General features: G+C 72.4%; 24 protein-coding genes and 1 pseudogene. 13 read left to right on the plus strand and 12 right to left on the minus strand.

The annotated features are described in order from the left end of the window. Positions 1 to 93: 93 nt before the first annotated feature. Positions 94 to 186 (minus strand): annotated as a pseudogene (locus G3I77_RS06120) (hydrolase); the annotation flags it as partial. A gap of 227 nt (positions 187 to 413) precedes the next feature. Here G3I77_RS06120 and G3I77_RS06125 point away from each other — a divergent pair. The 3 genes from G3I77_RS06125 (at position 414) to G3I77_RS06135 (ending at position 4,013) form a co-directional block, all read left to right on the plus strand. After that, positions 414 to 1,145 carry a class II aldolase/adducin family protein gene (locus G3I77_RS06125; RefSeq protein WP_248501561.1) on the plus strand — a complete coding sequence of 244 codons (732 nt, stop codon included), beginning with the start codon at positions 414 to 416 and terminating at the stop codon, positions 1,143 to 1,145. 82 nt (positions 1,146 to 1,227) lie between these two features. Next, the gene (locus G3I77_RS06130) at positions 1,228 to 2,355 is read left to right on the plus strand and encodes a S9 family peptidase (protein WP_248501562.1); all 1,128 of its coding nucleotides are present in this window, start codon (positions 1,228 to 1,230) and stop codon (positions 2,353 to 2,355) included. 257 nt (positions 2,356 to 2,612) lie between these two features. After that, on the plus strand, positions 2,613 to 4,013 hold the full coding sequence (locus G3I77_RS06135) for a hypothetical protein (protein ID WP_248501563.1): 1,401 nt from the start codon (positions 2,613 to 2,615) through the stop codon (positions 4,011 to 4,013). Positions 4,014 to 4,062: 49 nt separating this feature from the next. Here the strand turns inward: G3I77_RS06135 and G3I77_RS06140 are convergent, their stop codons facing one another. Continuing rightward, on the minus strand, positions 4,063 to 4,476 hold the full coding sequence (locus G3I77_RS06140; protein WP_248501564.1) for a VOC family protein: 414 nt from the start codon (positions 4,474 to 4,476) through the stop codon (positions 4,063 to 4,065). A 272-nt stretch (positions 4,477 to 4,748) separates the two neighbouring features. On the opposite strand from G3I77_RS06140, the gene G3I77_RS06145 reads away from it, so the two are divergent. The 3 genes from G3I77_RS06145 to G3I77_RS06155 all read left to right on the plus strand — a co-directional run bounded on the left by G3I77_RS06145 (position 4,749) and on the right by G3I77_RS06155 (position 7,856). Continuing rightward, a complete protein-coding gene (locus tag G3I77_RS06145; protein ID WP_248501565.1) occupies positions 4,749 to 6,347 on the plus strand; it encodes an ABC-F family ATP-binding cassette domain-containing protein in 1,599 nt (532 codons plus the stop codon). A gap of 335 nt (positions 6,348 to 6,682) precedes the next feature. Beyond that, on the plus strand, positions 6,683 to 6,901 hold the full coding sequence (locus G3I77_RS06150; RefSeq protein ID WP_010037790.1) for a helix-turn-helix domain-containing protein: 219 nt from the start codon (positions 6,683 to 6,685) through the stop codon (positions 6,899 to 6,901). Positions 6,902 to 7,052: 151 nt separating this feature from the next. Further along, positions 7,053 to 7,856, plus strand: coding sequence for an enoyl-CoA hydratase/isomerase family protein (locus tag G3I77_RS06155; RefSeq protein ID WP_248501566.1), 804 nt, complete (start codon positions 7,053 to 7,055; stop codon positions 7,854 to 7,856). A 27-nt stretch (positions 7,857 to 7,883) separates the two neighbouring features. Here G3I77_RS06155 and G3I77_RS06160 read toward each other — a convergent pair whose 3' ends face one another. Continuing rightward, positions 7,884 to 8,606, minus strand: a complete 723-nt coding sequence (locus G3I77_RS06160; RefSeq protein WP_248501567.1) for a nucleopolyhedrovirus P10 family protein — start codon at positions 8,604 to 8,606, stop codon at positions 7,884 to 7,886. Positions 8,607 to 8,689: 83 nt separating this feature from the next. On the opposite strand from G3I77_RS06160, the gene G3I77_RS06165 reads away from it, so the two are divergent. From G3I77_RS06165 to amaP, 5 genes are read left to right on the plus strand one after another with little or no spacing between them, the layout of a single operon-like run. After that, the gene (locus G3I77_RS06165) at positions 8,690 to 9,163 is read left to right on the plus strand and encodes an Asp23/Gls24 family envelope stress response protein (RefSeq protein WP_184563802.1); all 474 of its coding nucleotides are present in this window, start codon (positions 8,690 to 8,692) and stop codon (positions 9,161 to 9,163) included. A gap of 49 nt (positions 9,164 to 9,212) precedes the next feature. Next, a complete protein-coding gene (locus G3I77_RS06170; protein WP_031142734.1) occupies positions 9,213 to 9,401 on the plus strand; it encodes a hypothetical protein in 189 nt (62 codons plus the stop codon). A gap of 5 nt (positions 9,402 to 9,406) precedes the next feature. Then, the gene (locus G3I77_RS06175; RefSeq protein WP_248501568.1) at positions 9,407 to 9,781 is read left to right on the plus strand and encodes a hypothetical protein; all 375 of its coding nucleotides are present in this window, start codon (positions 9,407 to 9,409) and stop codon (positions 9,779 to 9,781) included. Further along, entirely contained in the window at positions 9,778 to 10,473 is a 696-nt protein-coding gene (locus G3I77_RS06180; RefSeq protein ID WP_248501569.1) for a DUF6286 domain-containing protein, read from the plus strand. The genes G3I77_RS06175 and G3I77_RS06180 overlap by 4 nt, the downstream gene beginning before the upstream one ends. Further along, positions 10,470 to 11,057, plus strand: coding sequence for an alkaline shock response membrane anchor protein AmaP (gene amaP, locus G3I77_RS06185; RefSeq protein WP_248501570.1), 588 nt, complete (start codon positions 10,470 to 10,472; stop codon positions 11,055 to 11,057). Before G3I77_RS06180 ends, amaP begins: the two co-directional genes overlap by 4 nt. A gap of 10 nt (positions 11,058 to 11,067) precedes the next feature. Here amaP and G3I77_RS06190 read toward each other — a convergent pair whose 3' ends face one another. The 5 genes from G3I77_RS06190 to G3I77_RS06210 all read right to left on the minus strand — a co-directional run bounded on the left by G3I77_RS06190 (position 11,068) and on the right by G3I77_RS06210 (position 16,465). Next, on the minus strand, positions 11,068 to 11,823 hold the full coding sequence (locus G3I77_RS06190) for an SDR family oxidoreductase (RefSeq protein ID WP_248501571.1): 756 nt from the start codon (positions 11,821 to 11,823) through the stop codon (positions 11,068 to 11,070). Positions 11,824 to 11,828: 5 nt separating this feature from the next. Beyond that, entirely contained in the window at positions 11,829 to 13,613 is a 1,785-nt protein-coding gene (locus G3I77_RS06195) for a glycoside hydrolase family 15 protein (RefSeq protein WP_248501572.1), read from the minus strand. A 690-nt stretch (positions 13,614 to 14,303) separates the two neighbouring features. After that, the gene (locus G3I77_RS06200; RefSeq protein ID WP_248501573.1) at positions 14,304 to 15,101 is read right to left on the minus strand and encodes an SURF1 family protein; all 798 of its coding nucleotides are present in this window, start codon (positions 15,099 to 15,101) and stop codon (positions 14,304 to 14,306) included. 49 nt (positions 15,102 to 15,150) lie between these two features. After that, the gene (locus G3I77_RS06205; RefSeq protein ID WP_078625432.1) at positions 15,151 to 15,384 is read right to left on the minus strand and encodes a hypothetical protein; all 234 of its coding nucleotides are present in this window, start codon (positions 15,382 to 15,384) and stop codon (positions 15,151 to 15,153) included. A gap of 79 nt (positions 15,385 to 15,463) precedes the next feature. Next, positions 15,464 to 16,465: a DEDDh family exonuclease gene (locus tag G3I77_RS06210; RefSeq protein ID WP_248501574.1), complete on the minus strand. Its 1,002-nt coding sequence runs from the start codon at positions 16,463 to 16,465 to the stop codon at positions 15,464 to 15,466. A 277-nt stretch (positions 16,466 to 16,742) separates the two neighbouring features. Here G3I77_RS06210 and G3I77_RS06215 point away from each other — a divergent pair, with 277 nt between their 5' ends. Continuing rightward, complete coding sequence (locus G3I77_RS06215; protein WP_248501575.1) at positions 16,743 to 17,759, plus strand: sterol desaturase family protein; 1,017 nt, start codon at positions 16,743 to 16,745, stop codon at positions 17,757 to 17,759. After that, a complete protein-coding gene (locus G3I77_RS06220; RefSeq protein ID WP_248501576.1) occupies positions 17,756 to 18,436 on the plus strand; it encodes a lysoplasmalogenase in 681 nt (226 codons plus the stop codon). Before G3I77_RS06215 ends, G3I77_RS06220 begins: the two co-directional genes overlap by 4 nt. 13 nt (positions 18,437 to 18,449) lie before the next feature. On the opposite strand, the gene G3I77_RS06225 is transcribed toward G3I77_RS06220, so the two are convergent. The 4 genes from G3I77_RS06225 to G3I77_RS06240 all read right to left on the minus strand — a co-directional run bounded on the left by G3I77_RS06225 (position 18,450) and on the right by G3I77_RS06240 (position 23,243). Next, entirely contained in the window at positions 18,450 to 19,475 is a 1,026-nt protein-coding gene (locus G3I77_RS06225; RefSeq protein WP_248501577.1) for a CopD family protein, read from the minus strand. Between the two features lie 47 nt (positions 19,476 to 19,522). Then, entirely contained in the window at positions 19,523 to 20,053 is a 531-nt protein-coding gene (locus G3I77_RS06230; protein ID WP_248501578.1) for a hypothetical protein, read from the minus strand. A 77-nt stretch (positions 20,054 to 20,130) separates the two neighbouring features. Beyond that, positions 20,131 to 21,651 carry a S8 family serine peptidase gene (locus G3I77_RS06235; RefSeq protein ID WP_248501579.1) on the minus strand — a complete coding sequence of 507 codons (1,521 nt, stop codon included), beginning with the start codon at positions 21,649 to 21,651 and terminating at the stop codon, positions 20,131 to 20,133. Positions 21,652 to 21,713: 62 nt separating this feature from the next. Next, positions 21,714 to 23,243 carry a S8 family serine peptidase gene (locus tag G3I77_RS06240; protein WP_248501580.1) on the minus strand — a complete coding sequence of 510 codons (1,530 nt, stop codon included), beginning with the start codon at positions 23,241 to 23,243 and terminating at the stop codon, positions 21,714 to 21,716. Positions 23,244 to 23,340: the final 97 nt, after the last annotated feature.

The following is a 23,340-nucleotide window of genomic DNA, read 5'->3' on the forward strand; positions in this document are numbered from 1 at the left end:
GGCGGCCCGGAGCCCCGGCGACCAGGCGCCTCGCGCGAACCGGTTCAGTCGATCGAGGGACCCGTTGAAGAGATTCTGGTCACCCGGCAGGGTCCCGCCGCCGTTGCGTACGAAGTGCGCCGCCTGCGTCCGGCCCGAGGACCGGTTCGGCAGCGCGAAGTGGTAGGCGCCGCGCACCAGGCCCGCCGTACTGGCGGCGTCCGCGGCGGCACTCGCCCTGGGCGGGACCCGTACTCGCCGAGGTGTAAATCCTCCAGTGCGTACTGGTAGATCGTTGAATGCCCGAAGATCTCCGGCCAAGAGGGGGCCGTCGCACCTTTTGCGCCGAAAGGCGCCCTTACGGGCCGTCGGCTTCCGGCCTAAAGTGCCCCCGCGTGGCGGCGCGTTGAGCCCCTCCCTGGCAGGATCGCGGCATGGCTGAGCAGCGAGGCGACGAGCGGGGCACGGGGGACGCGCGGGAGGGCGAACCGGGTGCGGGGGAGCCGCGGCGCAGGAGCGCCCGCCCCGAGGAGGCGCGCGCCTGGGAGGACCTCGTCGCCACGGCCCGCCGGACGGTCGAGGACGGACTCGTCGTCGGCACGTCCGGCAACGTCTCGGTGCGCGTCGGGGAGACCGTCCTGGTCACACCGTCGGGCGTCCCCTACGACCGGCTCGCGCCGGACGACGTGACCGGCGTCGGCCTCGACGGCCGGCAGGTCCTCGGCACCCTCGTCCCGACCAGCGAGCTGCCCATGCACCTCGCGGTCTACCGCACGACCGGCGCCCTGGCCGTCGTCCACACCCACGCCGTGCACGCCACGGCCGTCTCGACGCTCGTGAGCGAACTCCCGCTGGTCCACTACATGGCCGCCGCGCTCGGCGGCCCCGTCCGGGTCGCCCCGTATGCCACGTACGGCACCGACGAGTTGGCCGAGAACATGCTCCGCGCCCTCGCCGGCCGCGCCGGCTGCCTCCTCCAGAACCACGGCACCCTCACCTACGGCACCACCCTCGCCCAGGCCTACGACCGCACCGCCCAGCTGGAGTGGATGTGCCGCCTGTGGCTGACCGCCGCCTCGGTGCCCGGCCTGACCCCGAGCCTGCTGTCCCGGGAGCAGCTGACCGAGGTGGAGGAGCGCCTGCGCGGCTACGGCCAGCGGGGCTGAGCCGGCCCCGCGGCCGCCGCGGACGTCACCCCGCCGCTCCCTTCCACTGGTCGCCCGCGGAATCCGCCAGGACACTGGAACGGTGCGCACTGTCAAAGCGACGGCCGCTGCCGTCACCGCCGTGATCGGGGCCGGTGCCGCCGCGGTGGCCGCCGGCCGGCTCGCCAGCGACGCCGCGCTCAAGGCGCCCCCCGGCAGGCCCCTGCCCACCGAACCCCGGCTCACCGTGCACGGCACCGCCGGCGGGCAGGTCAGCCTCACCCGGGACCTCGCCGCCCTGCGCCCCGGCCGCTACGGCCTCTCCGGCAACGGCTCCCACGCGGTCGTCGGGCCCGTCCTGACCGGCGCCACACACCCCGCCGACACCGTCGTGCGCCGCCTGGAGAGCATCACGCACGGCACGCTGAAGTCCGGTGACAAGGTCTGGCTCACGCCGAACGTGTACGTCGGCAACCCCGGCGCCGCCCTCGGACTCGAACACGCCGACGTCGACGTCCCCGGCGAACTCGGCTCCCTGCCCGCGTGGTTCGTGCCGGGCAGTCGGGACACCTGGGTGATCGCCGTGCACGGCCTGGGCGCCACTCGGGAACTCGCCATGAACATCATGCCGTTCCTGCACCGCAGCCACTTCCCGGTGCTCGCCCTCGCCTACCGCGGCGACCTGGGCGCACCCCGCCCGTCCGACGGCCTGAACCACCTGGGCGAGACCGAGTGGCGCGACCTCGACGCGGCCATCCGCTACGCCGTGCGCTACGGAGCCCGCCAAGTCGTCCTGCACGGCTGGTCCACCGGCGCCACCATGGCCCTGCGCGCCGCCGCCCGCTCGGGGCTGCGCGACCGCGTCTCCGGGATCGTCCTGGACTCCCCGGTGCTCAGCTGGGAGACCACCCTGCGCGCCCTCGCCTCGGCCCGCCGCACCCCGGCCGCGCTGCTGCCCCTCGCGGTCCGCGCCGCCCAGGGCCGCACCGGCCTGACCGCGGACCGCCTCGCGGGCACGGCCCCGTCCGACGGGCCGCGCGTGCCGACGCTCGTCTTCCACGGACCGGACGACGCCGTCGCCCCCTGGCAGCTCTCGCGCCGGCTCGCCGACGCCCGCCCCGACATGGTCGCCCTGCGCACCGTCGTCAACGCCCCCCACGGAGCCATGTGGAACGCCGACCCGAAGGCCTACGAGGAGGCACTGCGGCGCTTCCTGACGCCCCTTATGTGACCCCGTTCACACCCGCCCGCCGATGCGGCCTGCCGTGCCGGTCTTTCACACACCCCCCGTTCACGCCCCCTTCGCCCCGTCGCGACCACGTCCCGTCCCGCACTCCGACGACCGGTCGCACGGATTCCGTTTAGCGTCGTACCACTGGCCTGTTCTTGGCCCTGGACCACTCCCGGGAACCGGTGCGTTGGCCATCCCCGTCGCCCGCCGTGACATTCCGTTTGGGTTTTCGGACCGTCAACCGGAAGACTGCACCCGTGACGTCCCGTATCCCGCGCGACTCCAGGCTTCGACTCGTCCGCCCGCGACCCCTGGCCGCCGCCCCCCAAGCGATGAACCAGCGGCGCTCGCGCCGCCCCGCACCGCGCCCTCCGGAGGGCACCCCGGCCCCGGCGGAGCTGGCCAGAATGGCACGCTCAGGTCTGGCCGCCGCGGCCCGCGTCGCCCGCTGGGCCGACGCCGCGCTCGGCCCCGGCCGGGACAGCGCCACCGACGACGGCAAGGCCACCCTCTCCGACGCCACCGCCGAACGGGCCGCCCGCGATCTGGGCCTGACCCCGGCTCAGGTCAGAGCCGACTGGGACACCGCCCGCCTCGCCGGCCTCGTGGAGGTGCACGGCGACAGCGCCCGCCCCGGCTGGCGGCTGCGCGCCTGGGACCGCGACGACAGCGCCGTGCTGCGCGGCTGGGTCGCGCTCTTCGACGCCTGGTCGCTCGCCCATCCGGAGCCCGCGGGCCAGGAGCCCGCCGCCGTCGCCGAGGTCGTCTCCGCCATGCCGCAGGCGCTCTCCTTCCTCCAGCTGTCCGCCGGGCCCGTCCCCGTGGAGCAGCTCCTCGACCTCCTGGAGCAGCGCGTCACCGAGCTGCGCACCGCCCGCTGCGAGATCCCCTACGGCCCCCGGCCCGAGCCGACGGCCGAACCGGAGCCCACCGACGCCCCGCTCGCCCCCCTGCTCGACTGGGCCCTGCGCGCCCTCGCCTCCGTCGGCGCCCTCACCTACGGCGACGGCCAGGCCACCCTCACCCCGCTCGGCAGCTGGGCCGTCTGGGTCAAGCTGGAGCAGATCTGCGTCGCCGCGCAGAGCCCCGCCGGGAACATCGAGCAGGCCGCCGACGACATGCTCCGCGGCTGCGCCCAGCTGCGCCCCAACGCGGCCCGCGCCGAGTACCGCGCCTGGCTCGCCGCCCGCCCCGTCGGCAGCGCTGTCACCGAGCTCCTGGGCGCCGCCCGCGGTGAGGACGCCCTGCTGCGCGGCCTCGCCTTCGAGGCGCTGCGCGTGGTCGGCGCCCCCGCCGAGCCGGACGTCCGCGGCGTACTGGAGGAGCCCACGCTCAGGCCCTACGCGCTGCTGTGGCTGGCCGAGCACGACGGGGCCGACCCCGAGGACGCCCACGAGGTCCTCACCCGCGAGGAGGCGACCTGGCTGTGGGTGGACACCGCCGCCGCCGTCGCCGACCACGGTGAGGCGCCGCTGCTCGTCCGCCACCTGGAGTCCGCGGTTCAGCCGACCGTCCCGATGCTCCTGGACGAGGTACGCGCCGTGGGGCACCCGCGCACCGTGCAGGTCCTGGTCGCCCTCGCCGCCGCACACCCCGACCCGGCCCTGGCCAAGGCGGTGCGCCGGGCCGCCTTCCAGGTGCACACCGGCGGCAGCTAGCCCCCGCGGTCCGCTCCGGGGCCCGCCCCGGGGGCCGCCATGGAGGGCGTCAGCCCGCTATCTCGGGCGCGTACGTCCCGAAGCTCCACACATTGCCCTCGAGGTCCCGGGCCATGTAGTCCCGCGAGCCGTAGTCCTGGTCCGTCGGGGGCATCAGCACCTCCACGCCGTGGTCCACGGCGCGGCGGTGGTGCCCGTCCACGTCGTCCACCACCACGTACACCCCCGTGGTGCCCGCGTCCTTCATGGCCGCGTCGAACACACCGCCGCGCCCCTTGGAGCCGACCATCACCGCGCCGTTGCCCTGTGTCAGCTCGGCGTGCATCACCGAGCCGTCCTCGCCCTCGTACACCGACAGCTCCGTGAAACCGAAGGCCTCCGTGAGCTGCCGGATCGCCGCCTTCGCGTCCGCGTACAGCAGCGTGGGGTAGATGCTCGGCCGCCCGCCGGACGTGCCTGCCATGGCGATCACTTCCTCGTGTCCTGCTGTATGTCCCACCGCCGGGAGGAGCCGGATTCCGGCCCGCTGTTCAGTCTTTCACCGGCCACTGACAACGGCCCTCCGTCCGGTGACAACGGCCCTCCGCCCGGCGACGATGATCGAACACCCGCACGCAGAAAAAGTGGTTGCACGTCCCCGTTAGACTGTCCCCATGGCCATTCTCCTCGCGCATTAGACGGCGGGAACGTCCTCAGCCGTCCATCCCGCCCCCGTATCCGCCCTGGAGTCTGTCCGTGATCTCCGCCTCCGGTATCGAGCTGCGCGCCGGTGCCCGCGTCCTCATCGAAAACGCCTCGTTCCGTATCGCCAAGGGTGACCGCATCGGCCTGGTCGGCCGCAACGGCGCGGGGAAGACCACCCTCACCAAATGCCTGGCGGGCGAGGGCATGCCGGCCGGCGGCGCCATCACCCGCTCCGGCGAGGTCGGCTACCTCCCGCAGGACCCCCGCACCGGCGACCTCGGCATCCTCGCCCGGGACCGCATCCTGTCCGCGCGCGGTCTGGACGTACTGATCCGCAAGATGCGCGACAACGAACAGCGCATCGCCACCGGCCAGGGCTCCACCCGCGAGAAGGCCCTCAAGCAGTACGAGCGCCAGGAGACGGAGTTCCTCACCAAGGGCGGATACGCCGCCGAGGCCGAGGCCGCCACCATCGCCGCCGCGCTCAACCTGCCCGACCGGGTCCTCGGCCAGCCGCTGCACACCCTCTCCGGTGGTCAGCGCCGCCGCATCGAGCTCGCCCGCATCCTGTTCTCCGACGCGGACACCCTGCTGCTCGACGAGCCCACGAACCACCTCGACGCCGACTCGATCGTCTGGCTGCGCGACTACCTGAAGACCTACCGCGGCGGCTTCATCGTGATCTCCCACGACGTCGACCTGGTCGAGACGGTCGTCAACAAGGTGTTCTACCTGGACGCCAACCGCGCCCAGATCGACATCTACAACATGGGCTGGAAGCTCTACCAGCAGCAGCGCGAGGCCGACGAGAAGCGCCGCAAGCGCGAGCGGCAGAACGCCGAGAAGAAGGCCTCCGCGCTGCATTCGCAGGCCGACAAGATGCGGGCCAAGGCCACCAAGACCGTCGCCGCGCAGAACATGGCCCGCCGGGCGGACAAGCTGCTGGCCGGCCTGGAGGCCGAGCGGAAGTCCGACAAGGTCGCCAAGCTGCGCTTCCCCGAGCCCTCCCCGTGCGGCAAGACCCCGCTCATGGCCGAGGGCCTGTCGAAGTCCTACGGCTCGCTGGAGATCTTCACCGACGTCGACCTGGCCATCGACAAGGGCTCGCGCGTCGTCATCCTCGGCCTCAACGGCGCCGGCAAGACGACCCTGCTCCGTCTGCTCGGCGGGGCGGAGCAGCCCGACACCGGCAAGGTCATCGAGGGTCACGGCCTCAAGCTCGGCTACTACGCGCAGGAGCACGAGACCCTCGACCCGGAGCGCACGGTCCTGGAGAACATGCGCTCGGCCGCCCCCGACCTGGACCTGGTGGAGGTCCGCAAGACTCTCGGTTCGTTCCTGTTCTCCGGCGACGACGTCGACAAGCCCGCCGGGGTCCTCTCCGGCGGCGAGAAGACCCGCCTCGCCCTCGCCACCCTCGTGGTGTCCTCGGCGAACGTGCTGCTCCTCGACGAGCCGACCAACAACCTCGACCCCGCCAGCCGCGAGGAGATCCTCGGCGCGCTGCGCACCTACAAGGGCGCGGTCGTCCTCGTCACGCACGACGAGGGCGCGGTCGAGGCGCTCCAGCCGGAGCGGATCATCCTGCTGCCCGACGGCGTCGAGGACCTGTGGGGCGCCGACTACGCGGATCTCGTCGCCCTCGCTTGATCGAATGCGTGATCAACGGCGTATGGATCATTCGGCCTAGCGGTGATCCATCATCTGTGTGAGATCTCCTCGTACCGAGGTGTGTCCTACATCGATTTCGCGGTCGAGCCCCCGATTCTTCCGGGCTCGGCCGCGCCGCCTTTCTGACCTGGCATTTTCCTCCACCATCCGTTCGGCCGTACGAAGGCCATCCTCCGGAATTTCACATTCCGCATGTGGGTGTCCGCTCCCGTCGTCACAACCTTGTCTCACGGACCTTGCCGAATGGGTGGCCATGAAGGCCCGGAGGGGTGATCATGAGGAGACCAGAGCGCACTTCCCATGAGGAGGCACGGGTGGCCGAGACTCTGAAGAAGGGCAGCCGGGTGACCGGCGCCGCGCGCGACAAGCTCGCGGCAGACCTGAAGAAGAAGTACGACGCCGGTGCGAGCATCCGGGCGTTGGCCGAGGAGACCGGCCGCTCGTATGGCTTTGTGCACCGCATGCTCAGTGAGTCGGGCGTCACGCTGCGAGGGCGTGGCGGGGCGACCCGGGGCAAAAAGGCCACGGCCTGACCCCGGGTGGCCCCTCGGCTTCGATGGTGGCCACCCGGTCGGTCGACTGATCGGCCGGGTGGTTACTGTGCAGTCACTTAAGCGTGGCCTGCTACGGCGGTGAAGCCGTCGTACGGGCGCGCAAGACGACCGCACACATCGGAGGCGTCCCATGGCTTCGCCTGACAAGGACCTCGTTCCCGTACTCGACAAGGACGGCGTACGGCTCACCGTCGACGACGCGATCGCCACGGTGACGCTGACCAACCCGGCCAAGCGCAACGCGCAGAGCCCCGCTCTGTGGCGGGCGCTGACCGAGGCCGGGCGGCAGCTGCCGGGCTCCGTCCGCGTCGTGGTGCTGCGGGCCGAGGGCAAGTCCTTCTCGGCCGGGCTCGACCGGCAGGCGTTCACGCCCGAGGGCTTCGACGGCGAACCGTCGTTCGTCGACCTCGCGCGCGGCGCCGACGCCGAGCTGGACGCGACCATCGCCGAATACCAGGAGGCGTTCACCTGGTGGCGGCGCAGCGACATCGTCTCCGTCGCCGCTGTCCAGGGGCATGCCATCGGGGCGGGCTTCCAGCTCGCCCTCGCCTGCGACCTGCGCGTCGTCGCCGACGACGTGCAGTTCGCCATGCGCGAGACCAGCCTCGGACTCGTGCCCGACCTGACGGGCACGCATCCGCTGGTGGGACTCGTCGGATACGCCCGCGCGCTGGAGATCTGCGTGACCGGGCGCTTCGTCACGGCCCAGGAGGCCGTGAACACCGGGCTGGCGAACCTCGCCGTGCCCGCCGGCCAGCTCGACGACACCGTGCGCGACTTCGCGTCGGCCGTGCTCGCCGCGCCCCGCGACGCGGTCATCGAGACCAAGGCCCTGCTGCGCGGCGCCCAGGACCGCACGTACGAGGAGCAGCGCACGGCGGAGCGCCAGTCCCAGGCCCGCCGGCTGCGGGACCTCGCGGGCGTCGGGGACTGAGGACCGCCGGGCCGCCCGGGAGCGCGATCAGCCGATCGCGCTCACCACGACGGCCACCGTCGGGTGATCCGGCAGCGCGCGCCTGACCGCCTTCCGGACCTCGCGGGCCACGTCCCGGGCCCGCTGGTCCGCGCCCACCGCCAGCTCCAGCCGGACATGGCGGTGCGGCAGCGCGGCGCCCTCGCGCGGGAGTTCCTCGATGTGCACGGGGTGGCCCAGCGTGCCGGTCAGATGGAGTACGCCCTGCACCCCGAGCGCGGCGGCGGCCACACGGCCCTCGTCGCCACCCCCGGCCAGGGCGGCACTCGGGGGCTCGGGAAGGCGCGCGGCGACCCCGGCTTCCCCGGGCCCCACCTCGTCCAGCAGCCCCGTCACCCGCAGGTCCACCTCCGCCACCGTCAGGCCCAGCCGCTGGGCCGCGGCGGTCGCCAGCGTCGCCCGCAACAGGGACGCCGTCGCCGGCAGGGGCTGCGAGGCCGTCGCGGCGAACTCCGCCGTCACCCGCAGCGGCCCGGGCGGCAGAGCACTCGGCGGAGCCGGTACGGCGGGCTCCGCGGTGTCCGCCGTATCGGCGACCCCCACACGGAGCGCGTCGAGGCGCACGCCCGGCGCGTCCCACGCCGCGCTCCGCAGTACCGCCTCGGCTGCCCGTTCCGCGATCCACGCGCCGTCCCGCGCGTCACCCAACGGCAGAAGCCTGCCGATTCTCAGCTGATGTCTCACTGCCTGTGTCCATCGGTCGGCCGTCATTCCTCCAGCCTGCCGCATCAGAGGCGCGCTTCCACGCAACCGTGCTTACGGTGGTCCAAGGACGACGAAAAGGACGTACGGCGATGACTGACATGACCGAGAACCGGGGCGGGGAGACCGAGACCGCGGCGGTACGCAGGAGCCCGTTGGCCAAGCACAGCGGCGGAGACGCCGGTTCCCGCGGGCGGACGACAATCGCGGACGGCGTCGTGGAGAAGATCGCCGGCCTCGCCGCACGCGACGTCGACGGCGTGCACGCCATGGGCAGCGGCCTGTCCCGCACGTTCGGAGCAGTGCGCGACCGCGTGCCCGGAGGAACCAAGTCGGTGTCGCGCGGTGTGAAGGCCGAGGTCGGCGAAGTGCAGGCGGCCCTCGACCTGGAGATCGTGGTCGAGTACGGCGTGTCGATCTCCGATGTGGCCCGCGACGTACGGGAGAACGTCATCACCGCCGTGGAGCGGATGACCGGCCTGGAGGTCGTCGAGGTCAACATCGCGGTGAGCGACGTGAAGCTGCCGGACGAGGAGGAAGAGGAACCGGAGCGCCGAATCCAGTGAGGCATGGGCCAATGGACATCGACACAGCGGCTGAGGAGCTGAGGAGCGCATGAGCATGGCCGTGGTCGGCATGATCGCCGGCATGGCGCTGGCCTTCGCCGGATATTTCGGCGGATTCGGTGCCTTCCTGCTGGTGGCGGCACTGGGCGCCGTCGGCTTCGTCGTCGGCCGGTTCCTGGACGGGGACCTGGAGTTCGGCGACTTCTTCCGTCCTCGTGAACGTGAACGGCGGCGGTGACGCCCATGAGTACGGGGGCCGGTGAGCTCGACAGACCCCTGACCGTGGTCCCGCCGGGCGAGCGCGGCGCGACCCGGATCGCCGACCGGGTCGTCGCGAAGATCGCCTCGCAGGCGGCCCGCGAGGCCGTCGGCACGCTGCCGCCCGGCGCCGACCGGCCCTCGGCGTCCGTCGTCGTCCACCACGAGGTCGCCCATGTCCGGGTCCAGCTCGAACTCGGCTACCCCTGCGACATCGGCGCCCGCTGCCGCACGGTGCGTCACCAGGTCGTCGAGCGGGTGAGCACCTTGGCGGGCATGCAGGTGCCGGAGGTCGTCGTCCAGGTGGAGCGGCTGCACCTGGTCGCGGCGCTCGGCGCGGTAAAGGGGAGGACGCAATGAGCGAACCCCAGGGCACTCAGCCCCCCGAGGACAGCACGCAGCGCTTGCCCGTCCTCGACAAGCAGGAGACGGAGAACGGCAACGGACCGGACCGGTCCGATGCGTCGGCCGCCTCCGGGCCGCCGCCCGAACTCGAGGGCAAGGGGGGCCGCGAGGGCCGCTTCTGGTCGGCGCGCCGCGTCCCCGCGGGCATCGTCGCCCTGCTGCTCCTGGGCCTCGCCGGGCTGTTCCTGTACGACATCGTCTCCGTGCGCGCCGGCCGGCCCGGCATGGCCTGGCGCCGGGAACTGGCCCGGCAGCTCGCCGAACGGCCCCTCGACGACACCTGGGTGCTCGTCGGCGCGGGGGTCGCGGCCCTCCTCGGCCTCTGGCTGCTGATCCTGGCCGTCACGCCCGGCCTGCGGGACGTGCTCCCGATGCGGCGCACGCACACCGACGTACGCGCCGGACTGCACCGGGACGCCGCCGCCACCGCGCTGCGGGACCGGGCCATGGAGGTGGCCGGCGTGCAGTCGGCACGGGCACGGGTGCGCCGACGGCGGGCCGACGTCCGCGCCGTGGCGCACTTCCGGGAACTGGACGACGTACGAACCGATCTGGACGCCGTGCTCGCCGACGCGGTCCGCGGACTGGGGCTGTCCCGGCCGCCCTCGCTGTCGGTGCGGGTCCGGCGGCCCGGCCGGAAGGGGTGAGAGCGGTGCTCAGGACCGTCAACCGCGTGTTCCTCGGCCTGGTGGGCCTGATCCTGCTGGCGCTGGGCGGCTCCGTCCTGGCCGTCGGCCTCGGCGTCTCGGCGCCCTCGTGGTGGATCCACGACGGCAAGCACGACGTGCTGCTGAGCAACGCCGAGCGCACCCGCTGGCGCGAGGACGGCTGGTGGTGGCCGGTCGTCATCGCCGCCCTCGCGGTCCTGCTGCTGTTCGCCCTGTGGCGGCTCGTCGCCGTCCTGCGCCGTCGCCGCCTGGCCGAGGTCCTCGTCGACACCGGCGACGGCGAGGGCGCGCTCGTGCGCGGCCGGGCCCTGGAGAACGTCCTCACCCAGGAGGCGGACCACATCGACGGCGTGGACGGAGCCCAAGCCCATCTGAAGGGCGGGCACAGCACCCCCGAGGCCCACGTACGCCTCGCACTGGAGCCACACGTGGACCCGGGCACGGCCCTGAACGACTTCACCACCGGCGCACTCACCCATGCCAGGACGTCGGCGGGCCTTGCCTCACTGCCGGCGGAGGTGAGGCTGAAGGGCGTCAAACACGGTGCGGAACGGGTGAGTTGAGCAAGGCCGCTCAGAACCCGTGGCGTGCTCCACCGTCGACCGGCACCATGACCCCGGTCAGATAGGAAGCCGCCGGCGACATCAGGAACGCCGCCACCCGGCCGAACTCCTGCGGCGCCCCGTACCGCCGCAGCGGGATCCGCGACTCCGACGCCGCCCGGGTCGCCTCGGGATCCGCCGACAACGCGTCCAGCTGCCGCACCCGGTCGGTGTCGATCCGTCCGGGCAGGACGCCGACCACCCGGATCCCCCGCGGTCCCAGCTCGTCGGAGAGCGACTTGGCGAACCCGGCCAGCCCCGGCCGCAGCCCGTTCGAGATGGTCAGGCCCGGAATGGGCTCGTACACCGACCCGGACAGCACGAACCCGATGACACCCCCGGCCTCCATCTCGGCGGCCGCGGCGCGAGCCAGCCGTACCGCACCGAGGAACACCGACTCGAACGCCGTCTGCCACTGCTCGTCCGTGTTGTCCGCGACGAACCCGGCCGGCGGCCCGCCCACGCTGACGAGGACACCGTTGAAACGGCCGAAGTGCTCCCGCGCGGCCCCGATCAGCCGGGCCGCGGCCTCCGGGTCCGCGTTGTCGACGGCCACGCCGACCGCGTTCGGCCCCAGCTCGGCCGCCGCCTCGGCGACACTCTTCTCGTCCCGCCCCGAGACGACCACCTTCGCCCCGTCCGCGACGAGCTCACGCGCGGTGGCGTTGCCGAGGCCGCGCGTGGCCCCGGTGACGACGTACACCCGGTCCTTCAGTCCAAGATCCATGGTCCCTATCCTGCCCCGTCCTCACCGAACAGGGCGAGGGCGGTGTTCACCAGCCCGATGTGGCTGAACGCCTGCGGGAAGTTGCCGAGGTGCCGGCCGGTCACCGGGTCGAACTCCTCGGACAGCAGCCCGACGTCGTTGGCGAGCCCCGCCAGCCGTTCGAACAGCTCGCGGGCCTCCTTCGCGCGGCCCGTCATGTACAGGGCGTCCGCGAGCCAGAACGAGCAGACCAGGAAGGCGCCCTCACCGCCGGGCAGTCCGTCGACGTCCGCGTCCTCCGTGCTGTAGCGGCGCACGAAGCCGTCGCGGGACAGCTCCTCGCGGACCGCGTCGATCGTGCCGATCACCCGCGGATCGTCCGGCGGCAGGAATCCGACGCGCGGGATGAGCAGCAGCGCGGCGTCCAGTTCACGTGAGCCGTAGGACTGCGTGAAGGTGTTGCGTTCCGGGTCGTAGCCCTTCTCGCACACTTCCCGGTGCACCTCGTCGCGCAGTGTGCGCCAGCCGTCCAGGTCGCCGCCCAGCTCCGGATGGCGCTCCAGGGTGCGTACGCCGCGGTCGGCGGCCACCCACACCATCACCTTCGAGTGCACGAACTGGCGCCGGTCGCTGCGCACCTCCCACAGCCCCTCGTCCGGTTGCTGCCAGTGGGTCCGCAGGAAGTCCAGCAGAGCCGTCTGCAGCGCCCACACGTCCGGCTGGGCGGACAGGCCCGACTCGCGGGCGAACGACAGGGAGTCCATGACTTCGCCGTAGACGTCCAGCTGGAGCTGCTTCACGGCGTCGTTGCCGATGCGTACGGGGGCGGACTCGAGGAAGCCGGACAGCCACGGCAGCTCGAACTCGGGCAGCCGTCGCTCGCCCGCGACGCCGTACATGATCTGCAGGTCCGCCGGGTCGCCCGCGACCGCGCGCAGCAGCCAGTTCCGCCAGGCCTCCGCCTCCTCCTGGTAGCCCGCGGCGAGCAACGCGTTCAGAGTGAGGGTGGAGTCGCGCAGCCAGCAGTAGCGGTAGTCCCAGTTGCGCACCCCGCCCGGTTCCTCGGGCAGCGACGTGGTGGCGGCGGCGACGATGCCGCCCGTCGGGGCGTAGGTGAGTGCCTTGAGGGTGATCAGCGAGCGGACGACGGCGTCCCGGTACGGGCCGTCGTAGCGGCAGTGCGACACCCAGGCGCGCCAGTCCTCCACGCTGTGGCGCAGGGCGTCGTACGGGTCGACGAGCGGCGGGCGCGGCTCGTGGGAGGGGTGCCAGGTCAGGACGAACGCGACCTTTTCCCCCTTCCTGACGGTGAACTCCGCGTGCGTGCCGAAGTCCTCGCCCCAGCTGGTCACCTCCGGCTCGCTGCGCAGCCAGGTCGAGTCCGGGCCGGCGACGGCGACGCGGTGGCCGTCGGTGCGGCGCACCCAAGGGACGATCGAGCCGTAGTCGAAGCGCAGCTTGAGGACGCTGTGCAGCGTCACCTCGCCGTCGAGGCCCTCGACGACGCGTACGAGGTCGGGGGCGCGGTCGCGTTGGGGCATCAGGTCGGTGACCCGGACCGCCCCTTGCTCGGTCTCCCAGTCCGTGTCCAGGACGAGGGTGTCGCGGCGGTAGGCGCGCCGGGTGCAGCGGTCCGCTCCCACGGGGGCGATGCGCCAGTAGCCGTTGTCCTCGTCACCGAGCAGTCTGGCGAAGCAGGCGGCCGAGTCGAAGCGGGGCAGACACAACCAGTCGACGGATCCGTCCGTACCGACCAGGGCCGCGGTCTGCTCGTCGCCGATGAGCGCGTAGTCCTCGATGCTGGGGTGCACGGAGTGCGGGTTCCCGGCAAGCCGACGCGGCAATCAGGGCGGGGCCGGGGGAGTGATGTGTTCTGGCCGACAGGGGCGGGGCGCTGAGGAGGCCGGATCAGCCGCCGCCGGCCGGGTCTTGAGGCGGGCTGGTCCGGTCCGGACTGACGGGCCGGGCCCGTTCAGCCACGGCCGACCGGATCGCGACGCGGCCGGCTCCGGTCGCGGCCGCCGGAGCGCGACGCCTTCGGTTCGGTCCGGGCCGGGCAAGGGGCCGGTCCGGGTGGACGGGGTCCTTTCAACCGAGGCTGGTCGGAACGCGACGCGGCCGGCTCCGGTCGCGGTCGGCTGGATCGTGACGGGCCCGGATGAGCCGCGGCCGGGCGGATCTTGATGCGGTCGGCCGAGATGCGGCCCGCCGGAGCGCGACGCCCCCGGCTCGGCCGGGGCCGGGGTGATGATGCGGTCCCGGTGGACCGGATCTGTTCCGCCGAGGCTGGTCGGAGGGTGACGTGGCCGGCACTAGTCGCGGTCGTGACGCGCCCGGATGAGGCTCGGCCGGCTCCCGTCGCGGTCCCCGGTTCTCGACGACTTCCGCTCGGTCCGGGCCGGGTGAGGGGGCTCTCCCCGCGGATCAGACGTTCCGCCGAAGCCGGCCCGGCTCCGGACGCGGTGCACGCGGTCCGGGTCGGCCGGGTCCGCCCGTCGCGGCTACACCGCTGCCGGCTCGGATTCCGTCGTGTCGGTTTCCTCCGCTGCCTTCTGGGCCCGCTCCCGGGCCTCGCGGCGGGCCAGGATCACCCAGCCGACCGGGACGGCCGCGGAGAACAGCCACCACTGGACGGCGTACGCGTAGTTCAGCGCGGCGTCCTCCCTGCCGGGGTTGCCCATCAGCTCGGGGGTGTCGCCCTTGGGCTCGGGGGCCGTCTGGGCGATGTAGCCGCCGAGCACCCGGGCGTCCAGGCGGCGGGCCTGCTGCTCGCTGTTGATCAGCATGATCTGCCGGTCCGGCAGCCCCTGGAGGTTCTTGATGCCGCTCGCGGCGGTCGTCTCGTCGGGCATCAGCCGCCCCTGGACGGTGACCTCGCCGCTCGGCGGTGCGGGGACCTTCGGGAACGTGGTCTGGCTCGGGCCGTCGGAGGGGATCCAGCCCCGGTTGACCAGCAGCACCTTGCCGTCGTCCAGGACGAACGGGGTCAGGACGTGGTAGCCGACCTCGTCGTCGGAGTTGGTGCGGCGGCGGACGACGACCTCGTCCTCGGTGTCGAAGCGGCCCTTCGCCGTCACGGTGCGGTACCGCTCGGCGCTGGTCACGGTGTGCCCGGGCGCGGTCAGCTTCTCCACGGGCACCGGCTCGGCCGCCAGCGCGTCGGTGACCAGCTGGTTCCGGGCGGTGCGCTCCTCGTAGCGATGCATCTGCCAGATGCCCAGCCTGATCATCGTGGGGATGAGAAGCAGGGCGATCAACGTGAGGATCACCCACTGCCGGGACATCAGGAAGCGGTACACCCCACGACCGTACAACTCGGTCGTGGGGTGCATTCATGCGGGTACGGGTTCACACCTTGTCGACAATTCCTACCTTTCCCTCCGCGCGGGCGCAGTGGGCGCCGCAGTACCAGTGGCCCTCGACCTCGACCCCCTGGCCGATGATCTGCACCCGGCAGTGCTCGCAGATGGGGGCCATGCGGTGGATCGCGCAGGAGAAGCAGTCGAAGACGTGCACCGCGCCCTGCGCGTGCACCTCGAAGGTCATTCCGTACTGATTGCCACATACCTCACAGGTCGCCATGCGCCACAGGGTGAGCCGTCGTCCCCGTGCGGGCGAGCCGTCGCCGGGCGAGTCGCCCGGCAATCACCCGTCCGTACGGTCACCCCTCCGATGCCGGCTCCACATCCGCGAGGAGTTGCCCGAACGCCGCCTCGTCCACGACCGGCGTGCCGAACTGCCGGGCCTTGACGACCTTGGACGTGCCCGAGTCCGGGTCGTTCGTGACGAGCAGGCTGGTCAGCCGGGACAGACTCGTGGCCACATGCAGCCCGGCCTCGGTCGCGCGGTCCTCCAGCAGGTCCCGCTCGATGGAGGTGTCACCCGAGAAGGCGACCCGCATGCCCTGCTTGAGACGCCCGCCCTCCTCGTACCGCCCGGGGTTGGGGTAGGGGCAGGCGGGGCGCTTGCGGGACGGGCGCCAACTGCCGGGCCGGTAGCCGCCGTAGCCGCCGGGGCCCGCCTGCCGGCCGACGCGGGGCGCGGCGGGGCGGTCCGTCCACTCGGTCAGCGGCCGGCACTCGTGCAGCGGCAGCCGTACGTTGTTCGCCGCCGCCGTCCGCAGGCTCGGCCGGAACGCCTCCGCCAGCACGCGCGCGTCGTCCAGCGCGTGGTGCGCCCGCTGCTGGACGACGCCGAAGTGCGCCGCGAGGGACTCCAGCTTGTGGTTGGGCAGCGGCAGCCCGAGCTCCTTGGAGAGCGCGATGGTGCACAACCGCTGCCGCACCGGCGCCTCGCGCTCGGCGCGTGCGTACTCCCGGGCGATCATCTGCCAGTCGAAGACGGCGTTGTGCGCGACGAGCACCCGCCCCGCCAGCCGGGCGGTGAACTCCTCGGCGATCTCCGGGAAGAGGGGCGCCCCTTCGAGCGCCTCGCTCGTCAGTCCGTGGATCCAGACGGGGCCCGGGTCGCGCTCGGGGTTGACCGTCGTGTACCAGTGGTCCTCGACCTCGCCGCGCTCGTCCAGCCGGTAGACCGCCGCGGAGATGATGCGGTCGTCCCGGGCCAGGCCCGTGGTCTCCACGTCAACGACCGCGTACCCCTTGGGATACGCGGCCGGCCACGGCGTGGCAGAGAAAACAGCGGTCGTCAGGTCTTCCAGCATGGTCCCTGAGGATACGGGCCACGACTGACAGCGCCGTCCGACAGGTGCGCCCGCCGGGCACTTCCGATGCCCTCTCAGGCGTCTTGTCCGGTCTGTCCGTTCGCGGGGTGTACGTCTGATCGATACTCAGTCGATCTGCGGGCGTCTCGTCCGCCGACGTCCGTCCTCGTCCCGTACCGGATTGGCGGAGATCGCCAAGAAGCAAGCGCGTACCGTCGGTAATACTTGTCGGTAACAACGTCTAGTCGGGGCATCACGGCGGACCTACGGTGCTTGCATGCCGAACCTGCCCGATGTCGTGCTGTGGTCCATCCCCGCCTTTGTGCTGCTCACCGTGGTCGAAATGGTGAGCTACCGTTTCCACCCCGACGACGACGCGGAGGGCTACGAGGCGAAGGACGCCGCGACGAGCGTCGGCATGGGGCTCGGCAGCCTCGTCTTCGACCTCCTGTGGAAGATCCCGATCCTGGCCGTCTACACGGCCCTCTACGAACTCACGCCGCTGCGCGTGCCCGTGCTGTGGTGGACCATCCCGCTGATGCTGCTCGGGCAGGACTTCTTCTACTACTGGTCCCACCGCGGCCACCACGTCATCCGCATCCTGTGGGCCTGCCACGTCGTCCACCACTCCAGCCGGAAGTTCAACCTCACCACCGCGCTGCGCCAGCCCTGGACGTCCCTGACCGTGTGGCCGTTCTACGTCCCCCTCATCGTCGCCGGCGTCCACCCCGCCGCGCTCGCGTTCTGCTCCTCCGCGAACCTCGTCTACCAGTTCTGGATCCACACCGAGCGCATCGACAAGATGCCCCGCTGGTTCGAGTTCGTCTTCAACACCCCGTCGCACCACCGCGTCCACCACGCCTCCCAGGGCGGCTATCTGGACCGCAACTTCGGCGGCATCCTCATCGTCTGGGACCGGCTGTTCGGGTCGTTCGTCGCGGAGACCGAGCGGCCCCGGTACGGGCTGACCAAGAACATCGACACGTACAACCTGCTCAAGGTGGCCACGCACGAGTACGTGTCCATCGCCAAGGACCTGAGGGCCGCACGCAGTTGGCGCGAGCGCGCGGGCCGCGTGTTCCGGGGACCGGGGTGGGGGCCGGGGCCGGCCGCCGCACCGGCCGCCGCACCCGCTCCGTCGCCCGCCGGCACGACCACGGCCCTCGGCGAGGCCGCGCCGATCCCCGAGGCCGCGCCGATCCCCGGGACCACGCCGATCCCCATGGCGGCGCCGGTCGCCGAGACCGCCCCCGTCGCCGAGACCGCCCCGGCCGGAAAGAGCACGTCCGCGTGAACCCCTCGCGCCTCCTCCTGGCCGCCTTCGGTCTCGCCGCCGCCGTCGACCTCGTCTCCCTCGCGGCCGGTTTCGACGCCGGGCACACCGTCGCCAAGCCCCTGCTGATGCCGCTCCTGGCCCTGTGGGCCGCCCTGCGCAAGGCGCCCCGGCCGCTCCTGGCCGCACTGCTGTTCGGATGGGGCGGGGACGTCCTGCTGCTGTCGGACGCCGAGCCGGCCTTCCTCGCGGGCATGGCCTCCTTCGCGGCGGGGCACGTCTGCTACCTCGCGCTCTTCGCGACGTACGGCAGCCGGAACGCGGTCCCACGCGCGCGTGCGGGCGTCCTGGCGTTCGGCTACGCCACCGCCCTCGTCACGACCGTCGCGCTGCTGTGGCCGGACCTGCCCGCCGACCTGCGCGTGCCCGTCGCCGGCTACAGCCTCCTGCTCACCGCCATGGCGTACCGGTCCGCCACCCGGCTCGGCCTCTTCGCGGGGCTCGGCGGGGCGCTGTTCCTGTTGTCCGACACGCTCATCGCGACCGGTGTCGCCGCGTGGCCGCAGCCGCCCCGGCCGGACTTCTGGATCATGCTCACGTACATCGCCGCGCAGGCGCTGCTGGCCGGCGGCACCCTCGGGGCGCTCGACGCGCGCAGGGCACCGGCCGCGACGTACGGCGAGATGCGCGCCGTCTGAGACGCAACCGGCGTCACCAGCGGATGGGCACCGGAAGCGCCGTCAGCAGTCCGGACGCCGCGACCGCCAGGCCCAGGGCGGCCACCTCCGCCCGGGCCGGCGCGCAGGCGGTCAGCGGGTCGGCTGCCCGGCGCAGCCGTCGCCGGGCCCACACGGCGAGGCCGGCGACGACCACCACGAGGAGCACCTTGGCGAGCAGCGCGCGCCCGTACGCCGTCCCCGTCAGCTGCTCCAGGACCGTCTCCGGCGGCATCCGGCGCAGTGAACTGCACACGCCCGTCGCGGTGATGGCGGCGAGCAGCACGACCGCCACGCGCGCGTAGAGGCCCAGCAGGGCCGCGCCGGCCGCCGTGCCGTTCGGGCCGGACCAGAGGCGCAGGGTGCGCAGCGCGTGGAGGAGTCCCCCCGCCCACAGTGCCGCGCAGGTCAGATGGACGAGCGTCAGCCCGGCGCCGGTCAGCGGGCTGTACTCGGTCGTGGGGTGCGCGCGCAGGGCCTCGGCGACGACCACGGCGGCCAGCGGCCCCACCTGCGTGACCGGCCGGCGCGACACGGCGCACAGCCCCGCCACCAGGAACGCGTTGACCTCCAGCAGGGCGAGCTTGCCGTCCCGGGACGTGTAGAGCCCCCCGACGTCGATGTCCGCCCCGTCGCCCGGCACGAGATTGCCGGTGGCCACGACCGTGGCGAGCCCGAGGGCGGCGACGAAACCGGCGGCGGCCGCGAAGGGGGACCAACTGCGGGGCACGGCCGGGTGTCCGGCCTCCGTGCCGGGCAGCGAGCGCGCCAGCCGGTTCACGAACAGTTCGCCGACGGGTATGCACAGCGCCGCGAACAGCACGGTGCGGAGCAGGGCTATGCCGCCGGCGCCGGGCACTTCGGCCTCCCCGGTGCCGTGCAGCGCGGCGGACGGGCCGAGCAGCGGGATCAGCGCGGCCAGTGTCACCAGCACCAGGACGGCGACGGCCCGGCCCGCACCGGCGCGGCGCACGGACCCGCGCGGGCCGGTCGCCCTGGGGGTGGGTCTTGTCGAAGTCACCCCAGGATCTTCACCAACCTTCACACGGCCGGGCAAGTCGGCAGAGCTCAATCAACCCTCGACGCGGCCGACCACCACAGCCGCACCTCTCTGTACTCGTCCGTCGGCCGCAGCTCCCACCCCTGTGCGAGCGCCACCTCGGCGACGTACCACCCGCCGACGCCCCGGTAGGCCCGCAGGGGTATCGCACACTCCACGGGCGGTTTCGGTTTCTTCGGCTCCACCGGTGCCGAGGCCCGGGCGGTCCACTTCGCGACCGCCTTGTCCACACGCGCCTTGTAGTGGTCGACATCGCCCTCATGCCGCAGCTCCGGCCAGGACACGCACCAGGAGGCCAGGCGCCCGACGCGCTCCAGCGTCCAGCCCAGGGCGTTGAGGTAGCCGCGTTCGACGGTGCTGCTGAGCGCCGTGACGACCTCGGCGAACATGCCGACGACCAGCAACACGGCCGCCACCGCCGCCCACAGCACACACACCACCGGAAACCACACGACACTCCCGGCGAACCGCAGCGCCAACTGCCACTGCGGCCGCGCGGGGCGGGCCGTCCAGGTCGCCGGATCTTCGTACACGTCCATGACAAGGAATCCTGCCGCAGACACGAAGCGGGCCGGACGGGTGCCCCCGCCCGGCCCGGACCACCTTCACACGAGCTCTACTTGGTCACCGCGTCCAGCGCGTCCGCGATACCCCAGCCGTAGAAACCGTTGCGGTTCTTCGAGCCCTCGCACACCGCGTCGATCTTGCCGTCGGCGTTGATGTCGTACGGGTCCGTGCACGGCGTGGCGTCGGCCTCCGCGTACAGCAGGGCCTTCACCAGGGCCGGAGAGGCGTACGGGTGCGTCGACTTGATGAGCGCGGCGACGCCCGCGACGTGCGGGGACGCCATCGACGTACCGGCCATGTAGCCCCACTTGCCGCCCGGCAGCGTGCCCAGGATGAGACCGCTCGTGGCCGGCGCGTCCGGCTTCTGGTAGGCGGTCGAGTCACCGCCCGGGGCGGCTATGTCCGCGACGCCCAGACCGTAGTTGGAGAAGGACGACTTGATGCCCTTCGCGCCCGTCGAGGCGACCGTGACGACACCCGGCAGCTGGGTCGGGATGTCGAGGCACTCCGAGGGGTCGACGACCCGGTCGCCCGGCGTGGTGTCGTTCGGGGAGGACGGGTCGGTGATCTCGTCGGAGGCGAGGTCGTAGTTCTCGTTGCCGGCCGCGGCCACGTTGACCGCGCCCTTCTTCTCCGCGTACCGCGAGGCCCGGCCGACGGCCTCCACGAGCGCCTTCTGGTCCGGGTCGTTCTTGCAGTTGAAGTACCAGGGGTCCGTGTAGTAGCTGTTGTTCGTCACGTCGACCCCGTGCTCGGCCGCCCACACGAAGCCGCAGACCACGGCCTCGGTGTAGAAGAAGCCGGCCGTGGTGGACACCTTGATGCCGGAGACCTTCACCCCGGGCGCGACACCGGTCATGCCGACGCCGTTCTTCGCGGCGGCTATCTCACCGGCGACATGCGTGCCGTGCGGGCTCTCCTCGGCGCTCGGCCGCCAGGCCCCGTCGGACGTGTCCGGCTTGCCCGACACGCAGTTGACCGACGCCTTGCGGTCGAAGTTGGGCGCGATGTCGGGGTGGGTGTCGTCGACACCGGTGTCGATCACGGCGACCGTGACCTTCTCGCTGCCCAGCGACTTCTCGTGCGCCTTGTCCGCCTTGATGGCCGGCAGATCCCACTGCTGGGGCTGCAGCGGATCCTGCCCGGCGGGGGCCTCGGCCTCGGCGACCTCGGCCGCGCTCAGCACCTTCGGCGCGCCCAGGTCGCCCGTCGACGCCGACGGCAGCGGCGCGGTGCGGGTGGCACCGGCCGATTGCACCCCGCGCACGGTGCGGATGGTCTTGGCGAAGTCGGGGTCCGAGGAGTGGACGACGATGACGCCGATCTGGTCGTACGAGGTCAGGATCGTGCCGCCGGCCTTGCCGACGGCCTTCTTCACGTACGCCGAAGTGCCGTGCCCCGGCTTGACGTTGACGACGTAGCTGAGCGAGGTCGCGTCGGCCGAGACCGCCGCGGGGGCGTCGTCGGCGGCCGTGGCCGTGGTGTTCGGCAGGAACGCGAGGGCCGTGGCCATGGCCATCCCGGCCGGGATCGCGACGGCGCGACGGTAGCGCGCGTACGGCGCAGTCATGGTGTCTCCAGTTCGTTCACGGTACGAGCTGATCTTGCGGAGGGTCTCGGTGGCGAGCCGGGTCACTTGACCGCGCGCAGCGCGTTGACGATGCCGTACCCGTAGAAGCCGTTGAGGCGTTTGCCGCCCTCGCAGACCGCGTCCTGCGTGCCGTCGCCGTCCTGGTCGTAGGACGTGGGGCAGGCGGTCGGGTCGGCCTGCGCCTTCAGCATCGCCTGGAGCTGGGACGGGGAGGCCCAGGGGTGCTTGGACTTCAGCAGCGCGGCGACACCGGAGGCGTGCGGCGAGGCCATCGAGGTGCCCTGCAGGAAGCCCCACGCGCCGTTCGGCATGGTGGACAGGATGCGGCCGTCCTTCGAGGGCGTGTCCGGTATCTGGTAGCGGCGGTCACCACCCGGCGCGGCGACGTCGACGACGCCCTTGCCGTACGTCGAGAAGTACGACTTCACGTTGTCGACGCCCGTGGAGCTCACCGTGACGACGCCCGGCAGCTGGGTCGGTATGTCGAGGCACTCGTGCGGGTCGATGGTTCGCTCGACGGGCGTGGTGTCGTTGGGGCTGGAGTCGTCGACGATCGCGTCGGAGTCCAGGTCGTGGTTGGAGTTGCCCGCCGCGGCGACATTGAGCGTGCCCTTCTTCCGGGCGTACAGCTGGGCCCTGTTGACCGCGTCGACGACGGCCCGCTGGTCGGGGTCGTCCATGCAGTTGTACAGCCACGGGTCGACGTAGTAGCTGTTGTTCGTGATCTCGACGCCGTGGTCGGCGGCGAACACGAACGCGCACACGACGCTCTCCGGGTAGAAGAGGCCGCTGGCCCGGTCGGTCACGTTGATGCTGGACACCTTCACACCGGGTGCGACGCCCGCCACGCCGACGCCGTTGCGGGCGGCGGCTATCTCACCCGCGACATGCGTGCCGTGGTAGTCATCGGCGGTGTAGGGCCGCCAGGCGCCCTCGCTGGTGTCGGGCGTGCCGCCGGCGCAGTTGGCGGACTGGGACGCGGAGAAGTTCGGGGCGATGTCGGGGTGGGTGTCGTCCACGCCGGTGTCGATCACGGCGACGGTCACCTTGCGGCTGCCCGGGTTGATCTGCGCGGCCTTGTCGGCGCCGATCGCGCGCAGGTCCCACTGATCCGCCTCGAGGGGCTCGCTCTCGGCCGTCTTGGCCGACGCGGCCTCGGTGCGCTTCGCCTGGGCGGCCGTCAGGTACTCGACCGCGCCCTCCTCCTTCGTCCCCGCGGCCGTCAGGGGGGCCGTCCGCGTGGCACCGGCCGACTGGACCCCCCGCGCCGTGCGGATGGTCTTGGCGAAGTCGGGGTTCGAGGAGTGGACGACGATGACGCCGATCCGGGCGTACGTGGCCACGACCGAGCCGTCGGCCTTCCCGATCGCCTTCTTCACCGACGCGATCGTGTGGCGGTCCACCTTGGTGTTGACGACGTACGCCAGCTTCGGCGCGTCCGCCGTCCGGGTGGCCGACTCCGTGTGCGGGGCCGCCGACGCGGCGGCCGGCAGGAAGCCCAGCGAGGCCGTCAGGGACAGCACGACGGGCACGGCGAGAGCGAGCCGCCGTCTGGAACGCAAGTGAGACATGGGGTCTCCACATCCTCCGGGAAACGAAACCGGCCCGAGGCACAGGTGGTGCTCGGGCAGGTACATGACGTAGTGGTGCAGGGCGAAGCTATCCCGG

Source organism: Streptomyces sp. D2-8 (genome assembly GCF_023184515.1).
In the GTDB taxonomy this organism is placed as follows: Bacteria; Actinomycetota; Actinomycetes; order Streptomycetales; family Streptomycetaceae; genus Streptomyces.